Here is a 17,005-nt window from a genome sequence, read left to right as displayed (position 1 = left end):
TAATTTAATATATACACATTTCAGATAGCTGTAGATGGATAACTCATTTATTTATAATTGTATAGGGTGTTGTTGAAGGAGTCTTATGAATGTCAAAGCGATATCATGTATTACTGTTTTTGCTAATAATTTTAGTGTCGCATTAGGAATTGGCGCAATAATTGCGTATATTAGTAAAAATCAAAAAGAAAGGAATAATATATGATTAAAAAACAAAAAGTAAAACAAACTCAACTGCAAAAGAATCCCTATTTGTATTATGTAACTAACTGGGGTTTTGTCAATCCAACAACAACTGAGACTCCCTCAGAAACTAAGAAGCGTTAACATCCGGTTAACCTTCTCCAATCAACAGAATTAGTAAATTTTTAAAGATGTGCTTTTTACAGAAAAGCATTTTTTTGTTATATACTATTTTTGAGCCTGTCCAAAATACATTGATAATAAGATTGTTTATCATTTTCATTGATGATAACGATCTTTACATCATGTGTTTTCAATAGATCCAGCTTCGCTTTTGATCGTTCAGTATAATATTCCTGAATATAATAATATATAGTATTACGGATAAAAGAGCTTCGTTTGTAAAATTTGCTCCTTGCTCTGTATGTCAGGAGCCACCACAGATCCGTTTCTACAAAATCCAGCGCAAGGCCGAAAATATGGATATCCGTAGTGAAAAACAGATCAATCCAGGACTGACAGGCTACTTTCTTTCCCCTGGCCAATTGCCTGATAAAGGACGTATTGTTAACTCTCGGATTACTGTAGTTGGTGCCGGATATGGTATAATTTCTCATTCCCTGTAATTGTCCGCAATAATGTTCGTATCCGAGATTGATAGAATTTGGACTGTTACATTCTCCATGAATATGCCAGTACGTTTTATTGTGTAGCTGATGCCTGCGGTATACGCTGTAAGTCGTTTCTCTTACGACACTGTCGTTATTAACCGGTATTTGTCCTTCCAAAGTATACTCATAGTTTGTCGTCATAATATGAGTCACCGGAAGTTGACGGATTTGCTCGTGTATACTGTTAGGATTGATCTGAGTAACACGATTGGCTATGTACGTTTTAAGTTCCTTTTCGTGCTTCATTCCTCCTTTTATTGCTTTTAAAAAGATTTCTTCATAGAGCATTGGAAAAGGCTTATCCGCATCTTCAATATCCTGAATATGAAACTTTGCTTTTATCTCCTGGAGAAGATCATTCCAGCTTTTTCCCGGTGAAATGTTATTGATATCATTTCCGATCAGTAAAGCATATGTATTTTCTGAGTTTCCCATTTCAAAATGTATCATTATCCCATATGGATCGGGTTCGTGGTATGACGGACAGTAACGATTATGCCAATATACCTTATTAATCGCTAATTTTCAATATAAACCCATGTGATCAGTCTGTAAAATTAATGGCTCACTGTTGGTATTTCAGAAGGCTTCACAGATCTGATAAAAACAATCAGAGATAGGGCAATTAACAGTGCAAATACAAAATAGCTGACCGCCAGACCTTCCTGGCCGTTGATCTTAATGGTTTTTATAAGGATCATACTGGCCAGAGAAGTGACCAAATAGCATCCGCCGCTTGTCAATCCGCTGGCTACACCTGCATGTGCAGGAAACCGTGTCAGGCAATACGTAAAGTAAATGTTGTAAATAAAGCCCGACATAATATGCAGGCACAATACAAATGCCATCAGCACATATATGCCCGGATTATATCCTGAAGAAGCATACATAATAACAGAAAGAACAAGCTGTATGGCCACTGCACTAACGAGTTTTGAAAAGAAGGGTTTATTATGTAATGTTTTACCCAGAATTCCTCCCGTCATCAGTCCAAGGCCGGACAACAGCGCACAATATCCTGTCGTTACTGCAGAGAAGTGAAACCTTTGTTCAACGATAAAGGGAGCTGCCATTCCAAATACCATCACCATGCCATAGCTGAATCCTAATACTACCAAACCTATACTAAAATCGGGTGCTCCGAGTACATGTTGATAGGACCGACGGATATTTAGTGCATCAAAAGGTTTGCGGACCCGAAGCGCTTCTCCTGAAAAAAACAATTCTAACAGAAGACAGATCAGAGAATAGCCTGCCAGAAGATAGAAGTTTGCAGTCCATCCGAAAGCTTGCTGCAGATAACCACCTATAAACGGAGCAGTAATAGGAGCCATAGCCCAGATAATCGTCAGCATACTGGTGTAATGCTGCAATTTTCTGCCCGAATAAATATCTACCAGGAAAGCACGTTTTCCTACAACTATAAATGCCGCTGAAATTCCCTGCAAAACCCGCATCAGGTATATAAAGTGTATGTCGTGAACGGTAGCAATACCCAGATTACTCAGTAGAAATACAGAGAGTGCAACCAGTACAATGCGGTATCTGCCAAAGCTGTCTACTATACTGCCAGCTATCAGCAGGGAAATGCCGTAGCTGATCAGGAAATAGGTTAATGTCAGTTGAATACCACCCGAATGGGTATGTAACATTTTCTGCATTTCAGGAAAGGAGGGGAGGTAAACGTCTGTGACAAGTCCCGAAAGGGGAATCATCAGAAAAATAGAGAGTGTACAGATGCCTTCGTATTTGGGATTGTATAATTTCATAGCCTTATTTGTATCAGATCAGCGTACAAAATTAGTTCATATGACAGGAGTAAAAAATAAGTAATTCAAATCAAAAAGTACAAAAATCAAATATGCACCACAGAGGATAGTTTGTATTGGCGGGGGCTGTGGCCCATATGTTTTTTGAAGAAAGTATTGAAATGCTGAGGATACTCAAAGCCAAGTCCGTTTGCAATTTCGGAGATACGCCAACCGCTGTACTGGAGTAGATTTACAGCCTCTGTAAGTATACGCTCCTTTATCCAGTCGCTCGTGGTTTTACCTGTCTGTACTTTGAGACTATGATTAAGATGGTTGACATGTATATGCAGGCTGTCTGCAAAGTGAGCCGGGGTCCTGAGCTGCAAGCCAGGTACAGGAGATTCAATCGGAAACTGATTGTCCAGCAGATCCATAAATCTGGTAACGATATCCTGTTGATAGATACCGGAATCCAAAGGCATGCTAGTCGTCTTGATTTTAATTGCTGTATATACAACCAGGTTGAGCAAGTCTTTTAGCAGCAAATCTTTATTCTTGAAACTGCTGCAATATTCCCGCTGCATACTTGAAAAATACTGATGCAAATGCTCGTATTGTGTATCATTCAGAAAAAGAAAGGGATATACATCATCTTTAAATAAGGAGAAAAGCTTTCGGAAAGACTGGCGTATAGTTGTCGTGATAAAGTATTCATTGAATAAACAGGTGAAACCTTCCTGATCCTCAGGTAGATTTTCCCAGCCAAACCGGATGTTTCTGTCCGAAAAGAATAGCGCCGGTTTATCAATCAGTACTTCTCCTTTTTCAGTTTGCAAAAGTGCTTTTCCACGGGTGAGAACAATCTTGTAATAGTCTCTGCGGGCAAAATTAAGGGTAGTGAAACAATTTCCTCTTTTCAGAATATTGAAATGTGCAGCATTTGCCCCATGTATACCGAATTCGGGGGGTACGGGCTTACACAATCTGATATAATATTCCTCTAAAGTTTCCTTTGCTTCCATACGGTAAAATTACAAAAATCAAATGAAGGCTATTGTTGTGCTTTTGTAAAAAACATACTCCTCCAATCATTTCATTTTTACATAATATAATATTCTTCAGGTGCAGGTGGCGTCGGTTTTGGGACATTCTGCTCGCCGATCTGCTGCAGAATATTCATTTCAATAGTCTGGCTTAAGGTTGTCATAGGCGTATCCATCGGTGAATTTTCGAACGGATCCTGCATCATAATGGCTGTTTTTTCGATGGCAATAAAGATTACCGGTATGCCTATGGTCAATACAATTTTGGCATACATGAGGTTGTCACTTAAACAAAATGGAAGCATAACAATGAATACACAGATCATAAAATGCAGCAATACACTGTAGGATGATGGAAACACAGTGTTTTTGATCCGCTCACATTTTCCCATTGAATCGCAGAGACGCACTAATGTCTCATCTATCTGTACCTGGCGAAACTCTGTAATCTGATGCTGTTCTGCTAATTTTTTGAGTTGCAGACTATGTGCACTGAGTATGGTGTTGGGAATATTGTGATCATTTATGTTATTTTTGTCAAGATAGCTCTGTACTTTGTTTGAAAACGGAACTCTTCTCAGGGATTCGCTAAGTGCGTAATTCCAGATGATCTGACGTTCTGCAAATAATGCTACTTCCTGTTGTGCGTTATCGGGCAAAAATTGTTTTAACTGACGTATCAGTGTGCGGGAATCATTCACTATACCTCCCCATACAATACGGGCTTCCCACCATCTGTCATAAGACTGTGCTGTCCGAAAAGCCAGTAATAAGGAAACAATAGTTCCCATAGTAGAAATGATGGGTAAGGGAATAACAATGGATTCCAGATATTTCTCATGAGAAACCCATCCGATCAGCAGGGAGAAAGTGACAATATAAAGCAAATCAAATTTTATTATTTTAATAAAATCCCACACCGATATACGTTTGTTTAATAGCATATGTTCCTAATTAAATCCTGTTACTGCAGCTGTATAAATGCAGATTAAGTAAGAAACAATATTTTATATTCATTGTTTTTAGAGAATGCTTTTTCTTGGAGAAAAATACGTGAATGAACAAAGAACCCGACTCCGTTTTTTGGGAAAACTTGATGGAGTCGGGGGGAAAAATAGATTTGGGGAATAATACAGTTCTTTTATTTTCTAAAGATTTTTCACACAACGAACAGGCACTCTGTCATCCGCTGACCAATCGTTATAAAGATCTTTTCTTCGGGTTATAAAGGTATTCGTTCCCCCGCTTGCATCGTTATTAAAAACAGCTGGCATGTATGGCCTTCTATATAATGTACCCGTTTCATAATTGTATGCATCACTTGCCATGTATACGGCCGCATTCGCAATGTAAGCGATATTGCCGCCATTCTGAGGTCCATTGTCATGATCTACCTGTGTAACATTGCCATAATATCTTCCGGTTTTGTAGAACCGCAGGCGTACAGAACCTCCTGTAATTTCATTCACGCCATCAAAATAGACATACGGAAAATTGTTGTCTGTAATGTTGCCGTTTGGATGAACAGTTCCTCCTGCAAGTGTAGTGAGAGGCAGTCCGTCTGTAGTTCCGTTGATATCTCCTCCATTGTGTACTTTGTATACACCAAGGTTTTGAAAATCATGAAGAGAAGGCATCCTCCATTTGCCGCCGGCAATTTTTTTACACGGATCATTTAAAGGAATTTTTGAAATACTGTTTTCATTGGTTCCATCTGTAAAATAATATACATTATTAGGATTGTTCCAAAGGTCGCTGTAGCCCGTAATAATCATTTTCGGGACTAAAGGATTTGCCTGATTTGTTGCATAATTCCAGTAATCAAAATCTTTGTAATCAGATCCTGTTTCCTGTGGGTAATACCTGTTGTAGTAGATGTTATTAGTCCAGTCATAAGCCAGATTACCTCTTGCCCATACAAGTCCACCTGTCACAATACCAGTTGCCTGAAAACTAAGACTTATTTTGTAGCTGGCTCCTTTTTGTAGTGCTCCTGCAGGAATAGAGATGGCGGGAATATTTGTTCTTTCCGGAGATCCGTTTATGGATACAGAGGTAATATTTATATTATGCGCATTACCTGCTGATGATAGTAGTACGTAATTACTGGTGATGTTTTGCTTATCAAGTTCCTGGAAAACAAATGCCTTGTTATATGCTGCCGATGATGCCGAAGTAACCGTCCCGTTAGCCGCAAGATTCACAGATCCGGAACCTGTAACATTAGCGCTAATAGCAGTGATATGTCCCATTTCAGCGGTTGCATCCAGATTCAGGCTTATGCGGCTATTGATGTGCTTAAAAGTAATATTGATATAATTCTGTTGGCCATATACAATATTAACCTGTCCGCTGTTGAAATAAAGATAGTCGGTAGTATGGTTAACAGCTATTCTATTGGTGACATCACTAAGAGTTGTTGCAGATGTATTGAATACAGGAGCTGTAGAAGTGTTATTTGAAACGGCTACGAAAGTATATTTCTTGCCTGCATTGAGTGTCATTTGATTTGCAACAAGGCTCTGAGTATGACTGTCGTATACCTTTTCCTGAGCGAAGATCCGGTTACCGTTTTCATCAAAGACCATCACCAGATACTTTACGTCCGCAGCAATAGAATTGGTGATGGCAGGTTGCGGGGTGGTTGTCCATGAAGAGCGATTCAATGTTGACTGGCCATTAATTTTTTCAGCAGGTATGTCTGGTGTGACACTGGCAATAATCGTGTAGTCTTTGTTATAAGGAACTTCTGTAACATAAGCTATTGTATTTTGAGAGCCTTTTAGTGATGATTTTTGTAAAGGACCTTCTGTGGCCTCAGTTATCCCAATTAAGTTTAAGGTTACTGTCGTTTCGCCTTCACCCAGTAAGTTTTCTTTTTCATTTTTACAGGAAAATATGGTAAATGAAACTGCTGACAGCATCAAAACTGCAAGAAATGTAGATATTCTTTTTTTCATACAAAGTTTAGTTATAATTATTACCAGTAAATAGGACTGTCAGATGTCATGTTCTGACTATCCCATGCTTCGTCAACAGGTTTATTTGTACTTGCCGGGATAGCTGTTGCAGAACCTGCTGCTATTCCGTTTTCCATTTCTATCCGGATAGCTGTAATTTTTGGCGCATTATAGCTTTTTGCATCTTTTTTCAACTTATTAATTGCAGTTGTATTTGAAGAAGTCGTTGTTTCGGAGCTAATAACCATATGGCTATCATTTTCCGTTGGGGTTTCCCGCGTAATTGGTTGGAGAGGTGCCTGCGGATAATTTTGATTTGTTTTCCTTTCGTGTGTTGTGTTCATGAATCGTTTAATTAACAAATTGCACACAATATTAGAGTATATGCTACTATATAACCACAGGCAGACTACTACTAAGGTACGATGTGGAGCTACAGCATAGATACACCTGAATGAGCATCTACAACATAGCTACACCTTATAACAGATATTTTATATGTAAGATGTATTGAGATACGATCAGGAATTAATAGGATTATTTTAGTTTCTGATAATAAGAAGACTGTATTCCGGAAGTTGTCAGTGATCAAGGATTCTGATCTTTGCTGTGATGTTGGTTTTTATCCTTATACTCCATCTATCCAGGCATATAAATCCTTTTCAGAAGGAATATTAAATGCTTTGCGAAGCCTGTTTTTCTTAGTCTGAACTGTTCGAACAGTAAAATGATTATATTCGGCTATATCTTTGGTTGTAAAGCCTAATTTTAGCAATGCACAAAACTTAAATTCTTCACCAGTCATTTGCTTGTTGACGGCTTTTAAATTGTCATAAAAATAAGGGAAATTCTGCTTAAACAATGGAATAAAGGCGGCGTCGTTATCTATAGCTAGTTTAACAACATCTTCAATATTAACTTTTTGATGGTCATTTAATCTTTGCCGGAGATCTGATATTATGCTTCCGCTTCTTAATACCTGCTGATAGAGTCGCAGAAGTTCATTGTGTTTGAAAACAATAAAATAGCCGGCCATAGAGAGCAGCATAAATGCCTGTATAAAAGTAATGATACGGACAGTTTCTATAAGAGGTTCTGTAACGATCAGGTCACTTTTAATCAGTCTGAAGTCATATATATGGCTGATACAGAATAATATAAAGATGATTAAGTAGAAGACAATAATTAGTGATTTTCTGTTTAACAGAAGTAAGACTACAGTTAGTTGAGAAAAATAATAAAAGGTGATTCCATTATCAAATCCATCCTTTGATGAATAATAAAATATAAGAAAACTAACGGTCAGACTGGCTGCGAAAAGTACATAAGGATTAAAGCGTACTTTTGGGAAAAAGAATGAAGAAAGTATCACGCAGCCAAATGTAAATAAGACAAAAACATTGGACATCAACCCAAATGCCCAGTCTCTTATTGAATCCACTATAAAAAAAACACCTTTTAGAAATACAATCTGATTCACTATTCTGGCTTGTATAATATCCAGTTTATTCATCTCTTTTGTAATTTGCATGTTTACTATGCAATTCCAGTATTTCGTTAACATGGTAGTTTTAGATTAATTTATTGTATGATTGTAAATTTTAATAAAACTTTATATTTAATTATTTAATAATAATATTTCTCATTTGTGTATTTTATTCTGATTTTTTAATTCTAAAATTCAGAGGGAAATATTCTTAAAAGCATCCATAAGTGAAGTTTATTGTAAGAATAACTTCTTCTTATAGGGCAGTTATCATTTTCTATTAATCCGGATTCTCACTACGATGATATCCAAGGTTAATTTAAATAAACAAAAATAGTATTTTTTTTATTTTAGCAGCTTCATAATGATATTTTTTTTCTTTAAAGTGTTTTTGTTTTGTTTTGTGGAATCTTTTTGTGCGGTCATAAAGTTTGGATTGTATTGATTGAGATGTTTAGGTTAAATAAAGGGTGAGATTATTGAAAACTTGAGAGAAGGGATGTGAAATAAAAAAGCCAACTTTTGATTGGCTTATGTCGGGATGGCCGGATTTGAACCGACGACCTCCAGCACCCCATGCTGGCGCGATACCGGGCTACGCTACATCCCGAAAGGAAATACAAATAAAGCAAAGAGAACGGTTATAATCAATTTTTTTTGATCAAATCCTGAGCTTTTTATATTTATCCGGAAGCATCAGATCTGAATGCTTCCGGATATTAAGAGACTGAAGTTTGAGTGTTCAGAAAACTCTTTTAATCAGTATATTTTTTGAAAATTGAAGTGGCAATATGTCCCCCGAATCCGAACGTATTATTCATTGCATAATGCAGTTCTTTTTGCTGCGCTTTCGCTAGCGTAAAATCAAATACATCTTTAAATTCCGGTTCGATTTCCACCGAGTTGATGGTAGGAGGTATGATATTCTCCTGAACAGCTTTGATCGAAGCAATTGCTTCGATTGCACCGGCAGCACCTAAGAGATGTCCTGTCATAGATTTTGTAGCACTGATATGTACATTGCTTTCTGCTCCGAAAACACGCAGTGCAGCTCTCAGTTCACTCAAGTCTCCCTGCGCTGTGGAAGTCGCATGTGTATTCAGATAACCTATATCCTGAGGTTGCAGGTTTGCATCTTCCAGTGCAGCTAGCATGCCCAGATAAGCGCCTTCACCTTCCGGATGTGTACCTGTCATATGATAAGCATCAGCGGCCATTCCACCACCGACGATTTCTGCAATAATAGTTGCGCCTCTTTTCTTTGCGCTTTCCAGATCTTCCAGTATCAGCGCTCCGGCACCTTCACCCATGACAAAGCCATCTCTGTTTACATCAAAAGGTCTGGATGCATGCTGTGGGTCATCGTTGCGTGTGGACAGGGCTTTCGCTGAATTGAATCCACCAATAGAACTTTCTGTAATAGGAGCTTCCGATCCGCCTGTAATAATCATATCGGCTTTGTTCCACCGGATATAGTTGAAAGCATCTATAATAGCCGTATTGGAGGTTGCACAGGCAGATACTGTGGAGAAGTTGATACCTCTGAGACCATATTTTATTGAAATCATACCCGCCGCAATATCTACAATCATCTTGGGGATGAAATACGGATTGAAGCGGGGAGTACCGTCTCCAAGTGCAAATTCACTGACCTGCTGCTGGAAAGTTTGTATACCACCGTTTCCTGATCCCCATATTACTCCGATTCTGTTTCTGTTTAACTCTTCAAAATTGATATTAGCATCTTTTATAGCCTCTTCAGCTGCAATAAGTGCATATTGGGTAAAAGGATCATATTTGCGAATTTCGGCTTTGTCCATATAATCCAGCGGATCAAAATCCTTAAGCTCGCAGGCAAATTTTGTTTTGAACTTACTGCTGTCAAATTTTGTAATGGGTGCAGCACCACTTACACCATGGATAAGGGAATGCCAGAATTTCTTTACATTGTTACCGATAGGAGTCAAAGCTCCAAGTCCAGTGATAACTACTCTTCTCATTTTCTTGTTATTTTAGCAGAAGCTCTTTCTTAATAGCTTCTTTTATTAGTTTGAAATCATTTTTGTCCGTCAGCCGTGCAAGCGGAACAATAGCAATCATATTGGATATGATCAAAAGAGCTTTTGTCCGGACATCTGTATTTATATTAAAAACGCCCTCATTTTTACCTTCTTCTAAAAATCCGGTAACCCAATCCAGCATCGCAGACGAAAATTCCTTGAGTCTATCCGTCATACAATCTTCCAGTGTATGATAATCCGGGGCTAACGACCCTACTAAGCAGACTCTTTTTTCCAGTTGTATTTGGGCATGGATACTGAAAAAAGTTTCCAGTTTTTCTAATGCTGAAAGATTCTCAGCATTGTGCTTTGTCGTGTTGAAATGATCAATATGATAATCAATTACAGCAACTCCCAATGCGGTCTTGGTAGGGAAATGATAATGAATAGATGCATTTCTTATATTCAGTTGTCTGGCAATATCAGAAAAGCTGAAAGCATTAAACCCTTTCTCCCGAATGAGTTTATCTGCTAATGTAAGTATGGCTGATCGTGTATCCATATCCATGCAAATATACTTACCTACATGTAGGTAGGCAAATTTATTTTTTTATATCTGCAATAGGAGTGGTGTGATATAGAAAACAGGGATCAATAAAAAAGACGGGAAGCCTGCTGGCTAACCCGTCTTAAAAAAGATAAAGCTATTTTTAGGAAACTTGTGTCGTATTGAATACGTCTCCGAAGCGGGAAAATGTTTCGTTGGCGATTTCTGTGGCTTTGGGATGTGTATCCGGGTTTTCACCCTGAGCATTTAGAGCTGCAGTGAATATTCCCCACATCTTGCCTGTGTCCTCACCATATCCGGAGAAGAAGGAGGTGCCTTTGTGTATACCATATTTATTAAGCATCTGTACAATAATTGGGCCTCCCATGATAGAGCCTTCCAGTACATACAATGCGCTTAATGCTTCCAACGGATTGCTGATTTCCGGAACTTTGATATCCGATCTGTTTTCTACAGTTCCTCCCAGTGACTCAATATCTGCTTTGATGTAATCCGATTTTCTGCGATCAGCATAATCGTGTAGTACATCCTTGCTGATGTAAGGCAGGATTGCTTTTTCAATAGCATTGAAATAGATATAAAAGTTGTTTAAAAAGTCCGCGTAATCAGCTTCTGAACGAATGGTTTTCATTTGTCGAACCACTGTACCTTCCAGTGCCTGATGTGCAGATTTGGTAGATTCTTTGATATGTTGACTTAACATGGTATATTCTTTATTAGTTTAACGGTTTAATACAAATATTCGTATTAATTCCTTCTGTTGTATGCTGATTTCTGCTTATTAATCTATGAATTTCGCTTTTTTAGTTTTCGCATTAGTTCAAAGGTTTCAGTTTCAGATCGCTTTTGATCATGGGCACATAGGGAATCTCCTGTTGTTCCGTTTGTGTGCTCTGTGTAGTTGCTGAACGCGCTGAAGTGGATGATTTGACCTTCCCGCTGATAAGATCCAGTGTTGCTGCCAGATAGGGTTCATTCGGATCTCCCAGAGGCAGAGATGAAGTACCGGTGATAGTCACATCTATCGGTATGCCATTAAAATAGTCTGACCAGCCATTTGCATTGCGAATCAGAAAACTGGCAAGATAAAGGTTATACTGATCGATATTTATAGCAAAGAAACCAACAGGTTTACCGTATGTTTTTTGTCCGATCAGCTTCACCGGGAAATACGGCATCAGACTGCTGATGACTAACTCACTTGCTGAAGCTGTTCTGCCGGTGACAATAAAATAGATGTTTTTGACAGATTCCAGTTTTCCTTTCTTTTCAAAAATTTTTGTATTTTCTTTTTCTGAAAAATTTACATCTGCCATTGTGGCTACACGTCCCTGATAGGATACTGTCTTGCCTTGTTCGTCCAGATAGACCTGATGTTTGAGTATAGTAGCTTTACCGTTTTGCATGATCGGATTGAATTGTTCGGTGAACATGACCTTTCCGTTGAGAGCAGTAGACCCAATCAGATTTGTCAGGTATGTCGCTGTCTCCACATAACCTCCTCCGTTACTTCGCAGGTCAATAATCAGATTGGAAGGTGCAAATGCTGCCATTGCGGCAAATGATTCATCCAGAGCTGCCTGACAACTGCTGAGAAGAGGGAAGGAGCCCAGTGCAATATATCCTATACTTTGATTCCCCTCCTGCCAGGTTTTCTGATAGAGTATAGGAGATGAAGTCGCTGCGATAGCAGCAGTAGATCCGGATCTGCCTGTTCCTTTTTCAATATAGGAATATTTGGGAACACCTGCCCCGATCGGATTTTCAAACGGAATACCTGCACTGTTTTTTTTATACTGTGTAATATCAAACAGCTCTTTTTTATATGCAGTAAATTCAGGGCTGATGTTTCCGTATCTCACTCGAGGATCAAAGTCCTGATATGTCGGCAAGGCATCCTGCCAGAGATATACATGACGGGCATACAGGAAGATCGAATCCAGGGTAAATTGGGTACGTGTACCTGTAGTTGGTGATATAATCTCTTCTTCTTCCGGATCGGGATCTTTATCTTTCTTACAGCTGGTGAGAAAGAAAGCAGGAAGGAAAAGAAATAGCAGGTATCTGCCCCATATATTATAACATGGCTGCCGTGACTTGTATATTTTTTGCATCTTCTGTATTTCTTTAGTTAGTTAATTCAGAGACTAATTTACTGATTAGATTTGATAGCATGATTATAGTGTATATTTTTTTACACGCATGTATGTAGAATTATGGCTATAATTTTTTCGATTTTTACAAACTTTAACATTTTATCTTTCTTATAATCGGTTGATAATTATATTTTTGCATCCTTAAGATATATGTGTCCAATGGTATTTTACTGTTGACAATGGAACCCCGTAACTTCACTGCTTCGGGGTTTTGTGTTTTATTACTGCGGTATCAGAGGTCTTTCAGTTTGCGGCTGTTCACTGGTCAGGGATTCTAAAAACGATATAATGGCTTTTCGTTCTGTACTTGTCAGACGCAGATTTTTGATATGAGGGGATAGTTCGCCATTGATTTGCTGTCCGTTTGTCTGAGGTATTCCCTGGCCCAGCAGATCCAGTATTTCATCCAATGTGGCCACGCTGCCGTTATGCATATAAGGATAGGTTTGTGCTACATTACGAAGACCTGCTGTCCGAAACCTGCCTTTATCAGACTCTTTACCTGTGGCTACAAATCGACCATTGTCAAGAGCTCCGGTACGATCTTTTGCATATCCTAAATTGTGATATTCCAGATCGGTCATAAATGGTCCGTTATGGCAATTCAGGCATCTTCCTTTGGTTCTAAAGAGATGTAAACCTTCGATTTGCTGGTCACTGAGCGCTGTATACTGACCTTTCAGAAATTTATCGAAGGCTGTTTCTCCGCTTACTATACTTTGGGAATATACGGCAATAGCATCCAGTATACGCTCTCTGTTTATCTCCTGGTCTCCATATGCTTCTTTGAAGAGAGAAAGATAATCCTTTACAGCAGACAGCTTAGCCGGTAGTGTATAGGTATTGCCTCCCATTTCGATGGGAGATTCGATAGCCTCAGCAATCTGCTCCGAATAAGTCTTCGCACGGCCGTCATGAAAGAGTCTGCCGTTGACATACCACACATTTTCCATAGAAGGCGTATTGCGGTGATGTGTAGCGATGCCTTCAGCCGTTTTTTTTCGGTCTACCCAGTAGGTTGCAGGATTATGACAGGAAGAGCAGGAATTGTCCCCACGACCAATGCGCGGATCAAAGAAAAGGACTTTGCCCAAAGCGAGAACCTTACGCTGAGCAACAGGATCAACAGGACCGGCGGGCATGAGGGCCAGCTCCCGGAGCGGGATTCCTTCATCGAGCACAGGTTTGGGCCATAAGGATGAACTGGCTTCATATTGCGCTCTCAGACTTTTTTCTACCGAAATAACAGGAGGATCTGTATCCGGACCTTTTGCTTTGCTACAAGCGCTTAAAGCAAATATGATTAGTGTAATTAACCATTTAGAGGCAGAACATAGCATGAAATCAGAATGTAAGTAAATGAGTATCTGTAATTTCAGATACTCACCGTATGAATAAAGAGGTTATAATATTGGGAATATAGTATTGACGATATGAATTGAGCGTTGTTATCTTATCTTATATTCTTGTTACTGCGTAACCGTATAATTTGTGGTTACCAGACTGCCTATCAATACTCCGTTTTTGTCATAAGCGTTGAAAGATCTTATTCTTCCTAATGCTACTGCCTGAGGAATAGTGACTTCAATTTTTTGAGTCGATTCATTAAAATTCACTTCTGTGATAATGTGTTCTATCCGTCCCAAATCAATTAATTTGAAGGAGCCTACTGTATTACTGTAATATTTTTTAAAAGCACTTACATTGTAATCAAGTAACATTTTCTCGCCTCGTTTGATATTACGCGTCACCATATCATTGGTTACTATTGCACCGAATGCGGGAGGTGCTATTTTGAATGTTTCTGTTATCACCGAACGTATTCCTGAAATAATCTTGATACGATAGTTACCGGTGTTAGGTTCTGCCGGTACGACTACACTGATACCATTTGCTTCTAATGTCTTAATTGTTAATTGGGTTTCTTTATTACTTTCATCAATCAGAAAAGCATTTGTTTTAGCCTTATCTGTCAGAATATGTTGGGTACTCAGTCCGATTGTTGGTGATGATCCGATATTATATACCAAATCAGCAGACAGCGATAATCTGGCACTTATCATTGGCTGATTGATCTGTAGTTTGAGTGTATACTTTTTTGTCGTTCCGTCCTGCGCTTTCACCGTATACTGAGTAGGTTCATCTGTTTTGATGCTGATAGCGGTTCCTGAGGTCGGACTGATACTGGCACGATCGGATACGACAATAGTTGGTGTCAATTTGGTGGGTTCTTCCTGATAGGGTGGCCAATACAGGATGATTTCATTGTTGACGATACTGGCTGAAAGTGTATTGCCGCTGGCATCTTTCACTTCAAAGCTCTCGATCTCATTGTACGGGAAATCTACATATTCCTTGGAACATGAAGATAACAGAAACGCAAAAAGCGCAGATAGTAGGAGTAAAAAATTATAAGGTTTTTGTATTTGGGTAATAAGTTGCATAGCGCTTACAAATAAAAGTGTATGCGGATGTGTTATTTAAAACGGACTGTCGGCACATCCACTTACCGACAATCCATTTTGATTAAATTTTATAAGGTTTTGAATGCAATGTTTGCATCAGCTTTAACCTGAAGACCTGCTCCTGAACCTGTTTGGCTTACGTTAGTGAATTCAATTAGTTTCACAGCATAAGTAATAGTTCCGGCAGTGTTTCTTACTAAAATAGTACGACCTGCGATAGCTTCGTTAGCACGCGTTGTAGTATTGTATCTGTACCATCCGTATGGAGGAGTACTGGCTGTTTCGCGACCAAGTGTGGTCACTGAAACTGCATTTGTAGAATCCCAGTCTGTAGCCACTACTGTGCTATAGTCTTTATCGATAAATTTGATTGAGTATCCAGCTCCTGCAGAAATGTTACCGTTTACGTGGCTACCCAAAACAATTTGATGCGGATCCAGATCATCCAGACTTTGTGCTCCTGTTCCGGATATATCTACATAGATATTCGGCCAGTTAGCAGCATTCATTGGTGACCACCATTGGCCATCGATAACATATAGAGAAGAGTTTGCCTGCGTTTTATTTAACTGTAAGGGAGTTACTTTTTCATTGTCTTTGTTACAAGATACGGTAAGTGTTGCCAAAGCAGCGATGGCTAAGGCCGTTTTAAAGAATGATTTTACTGTTGTCATTTTTTTGTGTTTTTAAAAGTTATAATATTTAAGATATATATGCCCAATGGGCTTGTGGATGCTTATGTTGTAATATTTAACCAGGCACTCAATGTCACGGACTTCCATCCTTCGAAGTCAAATCTGACGGTTACAGCTGGCAAATTTCCTCCCGGAAAATCTGTTGGAAAACCAACCTTTAACGCGGTTCTGCTCCATGATTTGACAGGCAGTACATAGTCCTTTCCATTGACGGTGGCCGTAACCTTTTGCAGTCCCAGAAATACAGTGTTGGACTGGGGAACAATTTCCCATTCATCTGTTTTCTTAAGATCTATAGAAGACTTTGGAAGATAGACATCCGGCTGTACATAGGTAATGGTCAGAGGTTCTGCGATAACAGAGGTATGTCCCAGACTTTGTACCTCGACTTTGTACGTGCCATTGGTAATGTCTGCAGGAATTCTGTCTATATATTCTGTGCCGTTAAAGCGCAGAATATAGGTGTCGTTCCCACTAGTCATTATAGAAGCACTGTTAACTCCCATACTGTAACGCTTCTGATTTTCCTGGTTGATCAGGGTAACCTTAACGAGTCTGGCATTGCTGTGTGCAAAATTACCGAGGATGGCGGGCATAGTTTTTCCCGGAGATTGACTAAGAGCAAGCGGAGTCTGCCAGGATACAGCCAGCGAAGGTGTACTTTGAAGAACTATATGTAAAGTATATGTTCTGGAGATTCCATTCGCAGCGGTGACGGTATAGGTTGTGCCTGTAGCTTCTACCTGAACAGGAAGAATTTCTTCTTTTAATTTGGCTCCGTTAGAAAGTTTAATCTCCGGATCGATTACGGAGAGTCCATAGTAGAAGGGAAGATACACCGTAATTGTATTTTTCTGATTGTCAATAGCACCGTAGATAACCTGATCGTCTGTAAGGTTGACCACTTTATATTCCAGCATTTTATCTTCCGGCAGCGGGGTTAGTTCTTCTGTCTTGGTGCAGGAGCTGAAGGTCACCGCCAGGCAAAACAATGCGCATAGCAATGTATATACTTTATTCATGTTTT

General features: G+C 39.1%; 15 protein-coding genes and 1 tRNA gene. All 16 read right to left on the bottom strand.

Annotation, left to right across the window (positions count from 1 at the left end; all coding sequences use genetic code 11):
- Nucleotides 1-404: 404 nt before the first annotated feature.
- Nucleotides 405-1,289 carry an SIR2 family protein gene (locus I6J03_RS21070; protein ID WP_232279676.1) on the bottom strand — a complete coding sequence of 295 codons (885 nt, stop codon included), beginning with the start codon at nucleotides 1,287-1,289 and terminating at the stop codon, nucleotides 405-407.
- A 122-nt stretch (nucleotides 1,290-1,411) separates the two neighbouring features.
- Nucleotides 1,412-2,623 carry an MFS transporter gene (locus I6J03_RS21065; RefSeq protein ID WP_003005940.1) on the bottom strand — a complete coding sequence of 404 codons (1,212 nt, stop codon included), beginning with the start codon at nucleotides 2,621-2,623 and terminating at the stop codon, nucleotides 1,412-1,414.
- 86 nt (nucleotides 2,624-2,709) lie between these two features.
- Nucleotides 2,710-3,627, bottom strand: coding sequence for a helix-turn-helix domain-containing protein (locus I6J03_RS21060; protein WP_003005938.1), 918 nt, complete (start codon nucleotides 3,625-3,627; stop codon nucleotides 2,710-2,712).
- Between the two features lie 77 nt (nucleotides 3,628-3,704).
- On the bottom strand, nucleotides 3,705-4,592 hold the full coding sequence (locus I6J03_RS21055; RefSeq protein ID WP_003005934.1) for a bestrophin family protein: 888 nt from the start codon (nucleotides 4,590-4,592) through the stop codon (nucleotides 3,705-3,707).
- Between the two features lie 204 nt (nucleotides 4,593-4,796).
- Nucleotides 4,797-6,608, bottom strand: a complete 1,812-nt coding sequence (locus tag I6J03_RS21050; protein ID WP_003005931.1) for a hypothetical protein — start codon at nucleotides 6,606-6,608, stop codon at nucleotides 4,797-4,799.
- A 20-nt stretch (nucleotides 6,609-6,628) separates the two neighbouring features.
- Complete coding sequence (locus I6J03_RS21045) at nucleotides 6,629-6,952, bottom strand: hypothetical protein (protein ID WP_201693964.1); 324 nt, start codon at nucleotides 6,950-6,952, stop codon at nucleotides 6,629-6,631.
- A gap of 284 nt (nucleotides 6,953-7,236) precedes the next feature.
- Nucleotides 7,237-8,139, bottom strand: coding sequence for a helix-turn-helix transcriptional regulator (locus I6J03_RS21040; RefSeq protein WP_003005923.1), 903 nt, complete (start codon nucleotides 8,137-8,139; stop codon nucleotides 7,237-7,239).
- A 491-nt stretch (nucleotides 8,140-8,630) separates the two neighbouring features.
- Nucleotides 8,631-8,704: transfer RNA gene (locus I6J03_RS21035), tRNA-Pro, on the bottom strand.
- A 145-nt stretch (nucleotides 8,705-8,849) separates the two neighbouring features.
- Entirely contained in the window at nucleotides 8,850-10,094 is a 1,245-nt protein-coding gene (gene fabF / locus I6J03_RS21030) for a beta-ketoacyl-ACP synthase II (RefSeq protein ID WP_003005920.1), read from the bottom strand.
- 7 nt (nucleotides 10,095-10,101) lie between these two features.
- Entirely contained in the window at nucleotides 10,102-10,656 is a 555-nt protein-coding gene (locus tag I6J03_RS21025; protein WP_232279675.1) for a TetR/AcrR family transcriptional regulator, read from the bottom strand.
- Between the two features lie 148 nt (nucleotides 10,657-10,804).
- Nucleotides 10,805-11,365 carry a biliverdin-producing heme oxygenase gene (locus I6J03_RS21020; protein ID WP_003005916.1) on the bottom strand — a complete coding sequence of 187 codons (561 nt, stop codon included), beginning with the start codon at nucleotides 11,363-11,365 and terminating at the stop codon, nucleotides 10,805-10,807.
- A 112-nt stretch (nucleotides 11,366-11,477) separates the two neighbouring features.
- Nucleotides 11,478-12,776, bottom strand: a complete 1,299-nt coding sequence (locus I6J03_RS21015) for a S41 family peptidase (protein ID WP_003005911.1) — start codon at nucleotides 12,774-12,776, stop codon at nucleotides 11,478-11,480.
- A gap of 263 nt (nucleotides 12,777-13,039) precedes the next feature.
- Entirely contained in the window at nucleotides 13,040-14,158 is a 1,119-nt protein-coding gene (locus I6J03_RS21010; protein ID WP_003005909.1) for a cytochrome-c peroxidase, read from the bottom strand.
- 129 nt (nucleotides 14,159-14,287) lie between these two features.
- The gene (locus I6J03_RS21005) at nucleotides 14,288-15,262 is read right to left on the bottom strand and encodes a hypothetical protein (RefSeq protein ID WP_003005906.1); all 975 of its coding nucleotides are present in this window, start codon (nucleotides 15,260-15,262) and stop codon (nucleotides 14,288-14,290) included.
- An 89-nt stretch (nucleotides 15,263-15,351) separates the two neighbouring features.
- Entirely contained in the window at nucleotides 15,352-15,957 is a 606-nt protein-coding gene (locus I6J03_RS21000; protein WP_003005904.1) for a hypothetical protein, read from the bottom strand.
- Between the two features lie 62 nt (nucleotides 15,958-16,019).
- Nucleotides 16,020-17,000: a hypothetical protein gene (locus I6J03_RS20995; protein ID WP_232279674.1), complete on the bottom strand. Its 981-nt coding sequence runs from the start codon at nucleotides 16,998-17,000 to the stop codon at nucleotides 16,020-16,022.
- Between the last annotated feature and the right edge of the window lie 5 nt (nucleotides 17,001-17,005).

It is taken from the genome of Sphingobacterium spiritivorum (assembly GCF_016724845.1).
Classification (GTDB): Bacteria; Bacteroidota; Bacteroidia; order Sphingobacteriales; family Sphingobacteriaceae; genus Sphingobacterium; species Sphingobacterium spiritivorum_A.
Note: the sequence above shows the minus strand (reverse complement) of the source record. Positions and strands in the feature narration are given on the sequence as shown.

Excerpts from the sequence above, each read along its gene's own strand:
- I6J03_RS21065 (WP_003005940.1), bottom strand. The coding sequence starts at position 2,623 with ATGAAATTATACAATCCCAAATACGAAGGCATCTGTACACTCTCTATT.
- I6J03_RS20995 (WP_232279674.1), bottom strand. The coding sequence starts at position 17,000 with ATGAATAAAGTATATACATTGCTATGCGCATTGTTTTGCCTGGCGGTG.
- I6J03_RS21055 (WP_003005934.1), bottom strand. The coding sequence starts at position 4,592 with ATGCTATTAAACAAACGTATATCGGTGTGGGATTTTATTAAAATAATA.
- I6J03_RS21010 (WP_003005909.1), bottom strand. The coding sequence starts at position 14,158 with ATGCTATGTTCTGCCTCTAAATGGTTAATTACACTAATCATATTTGCT.
- fabF (WP_003005920.1), bottom strand. The coding sequence starts at position 10,094 with ATGAGAAGAGTAGTTATCACTGGACTTGGAGCTTTGACTCCTATCGGT.
- I6J03_RS21005 (WP_003005906.1), bottom strand. The coding sequence starts at position 15,262 with ATGCAACTTATTACCCAAATACAAAAACCTTATAATTTTTTACTCCTA.
- I6J03_RS21045 (WP_201693964.1), bottom strand. The coding sequence starts at position 6,952 with ATGAACACAACACACGAAAGGAAAACAAATCAAAATTATCCGCAGGCA.
- I6J03_RS21050 (WP_003005931.1), bottom strand. The coding sequence starts at position 6,608 with ATGAAAAAAAGAATATCTACATTTCTTGCAGTTTTGATGCTGTCAGCA.
- I6J03_RS21070 (WP_232279676.1), bottom strand. The coding sequence starts at position 1,289 with ATGGGAAACTCAGAAAATACATATGCTTTACTGATCGGAAATGATATC.
- I6J03_RS21020 (WP_003005916.1), bottom strand. The coding sequence starts at position 11,365 with ATGTTAAGTCAACATATCAAAGAATCTACCAAATCTGCACATCAGGCA.
- I6J03_RS21060 (WP_003005938.1), bottom strand. The coding sequence starts at position 3,627 with ATGGAAGCAAAGGAAACTTTAGAGGAATATTATATCAGATTGTGTAAG.
- I6J03_RS21000 (WP_003005904.1), bottom strand. The coding sequence starts at position 15,957 with ATGACAACAGTAAAATCATTCTTTAAAACGGCCTTAGCCATCGCTGCT.
- I6J03_RS21015 (WP_003005911.1), bottom strand. The coding sequence starts at position 12,776 with ATGCAAAAAATATACAAGTCACGGCAGCCATGTTATAATATATGGGGC.
- I6J03_RS21040 (WP_003005923.1), bottom strand. The coding sequence starts at position 8,139 with ATGCAAATTACAAAAGAGATGAATAAACTGGATATTATACAAGCCAGA.
- I6J03_RS21025 (WP_232279675.1), bottom strand. The coding sequence starts at position 10,656 with ATGGATACACGATCAGCCATACTTACATTAGCAGATAAACTCATTCGG.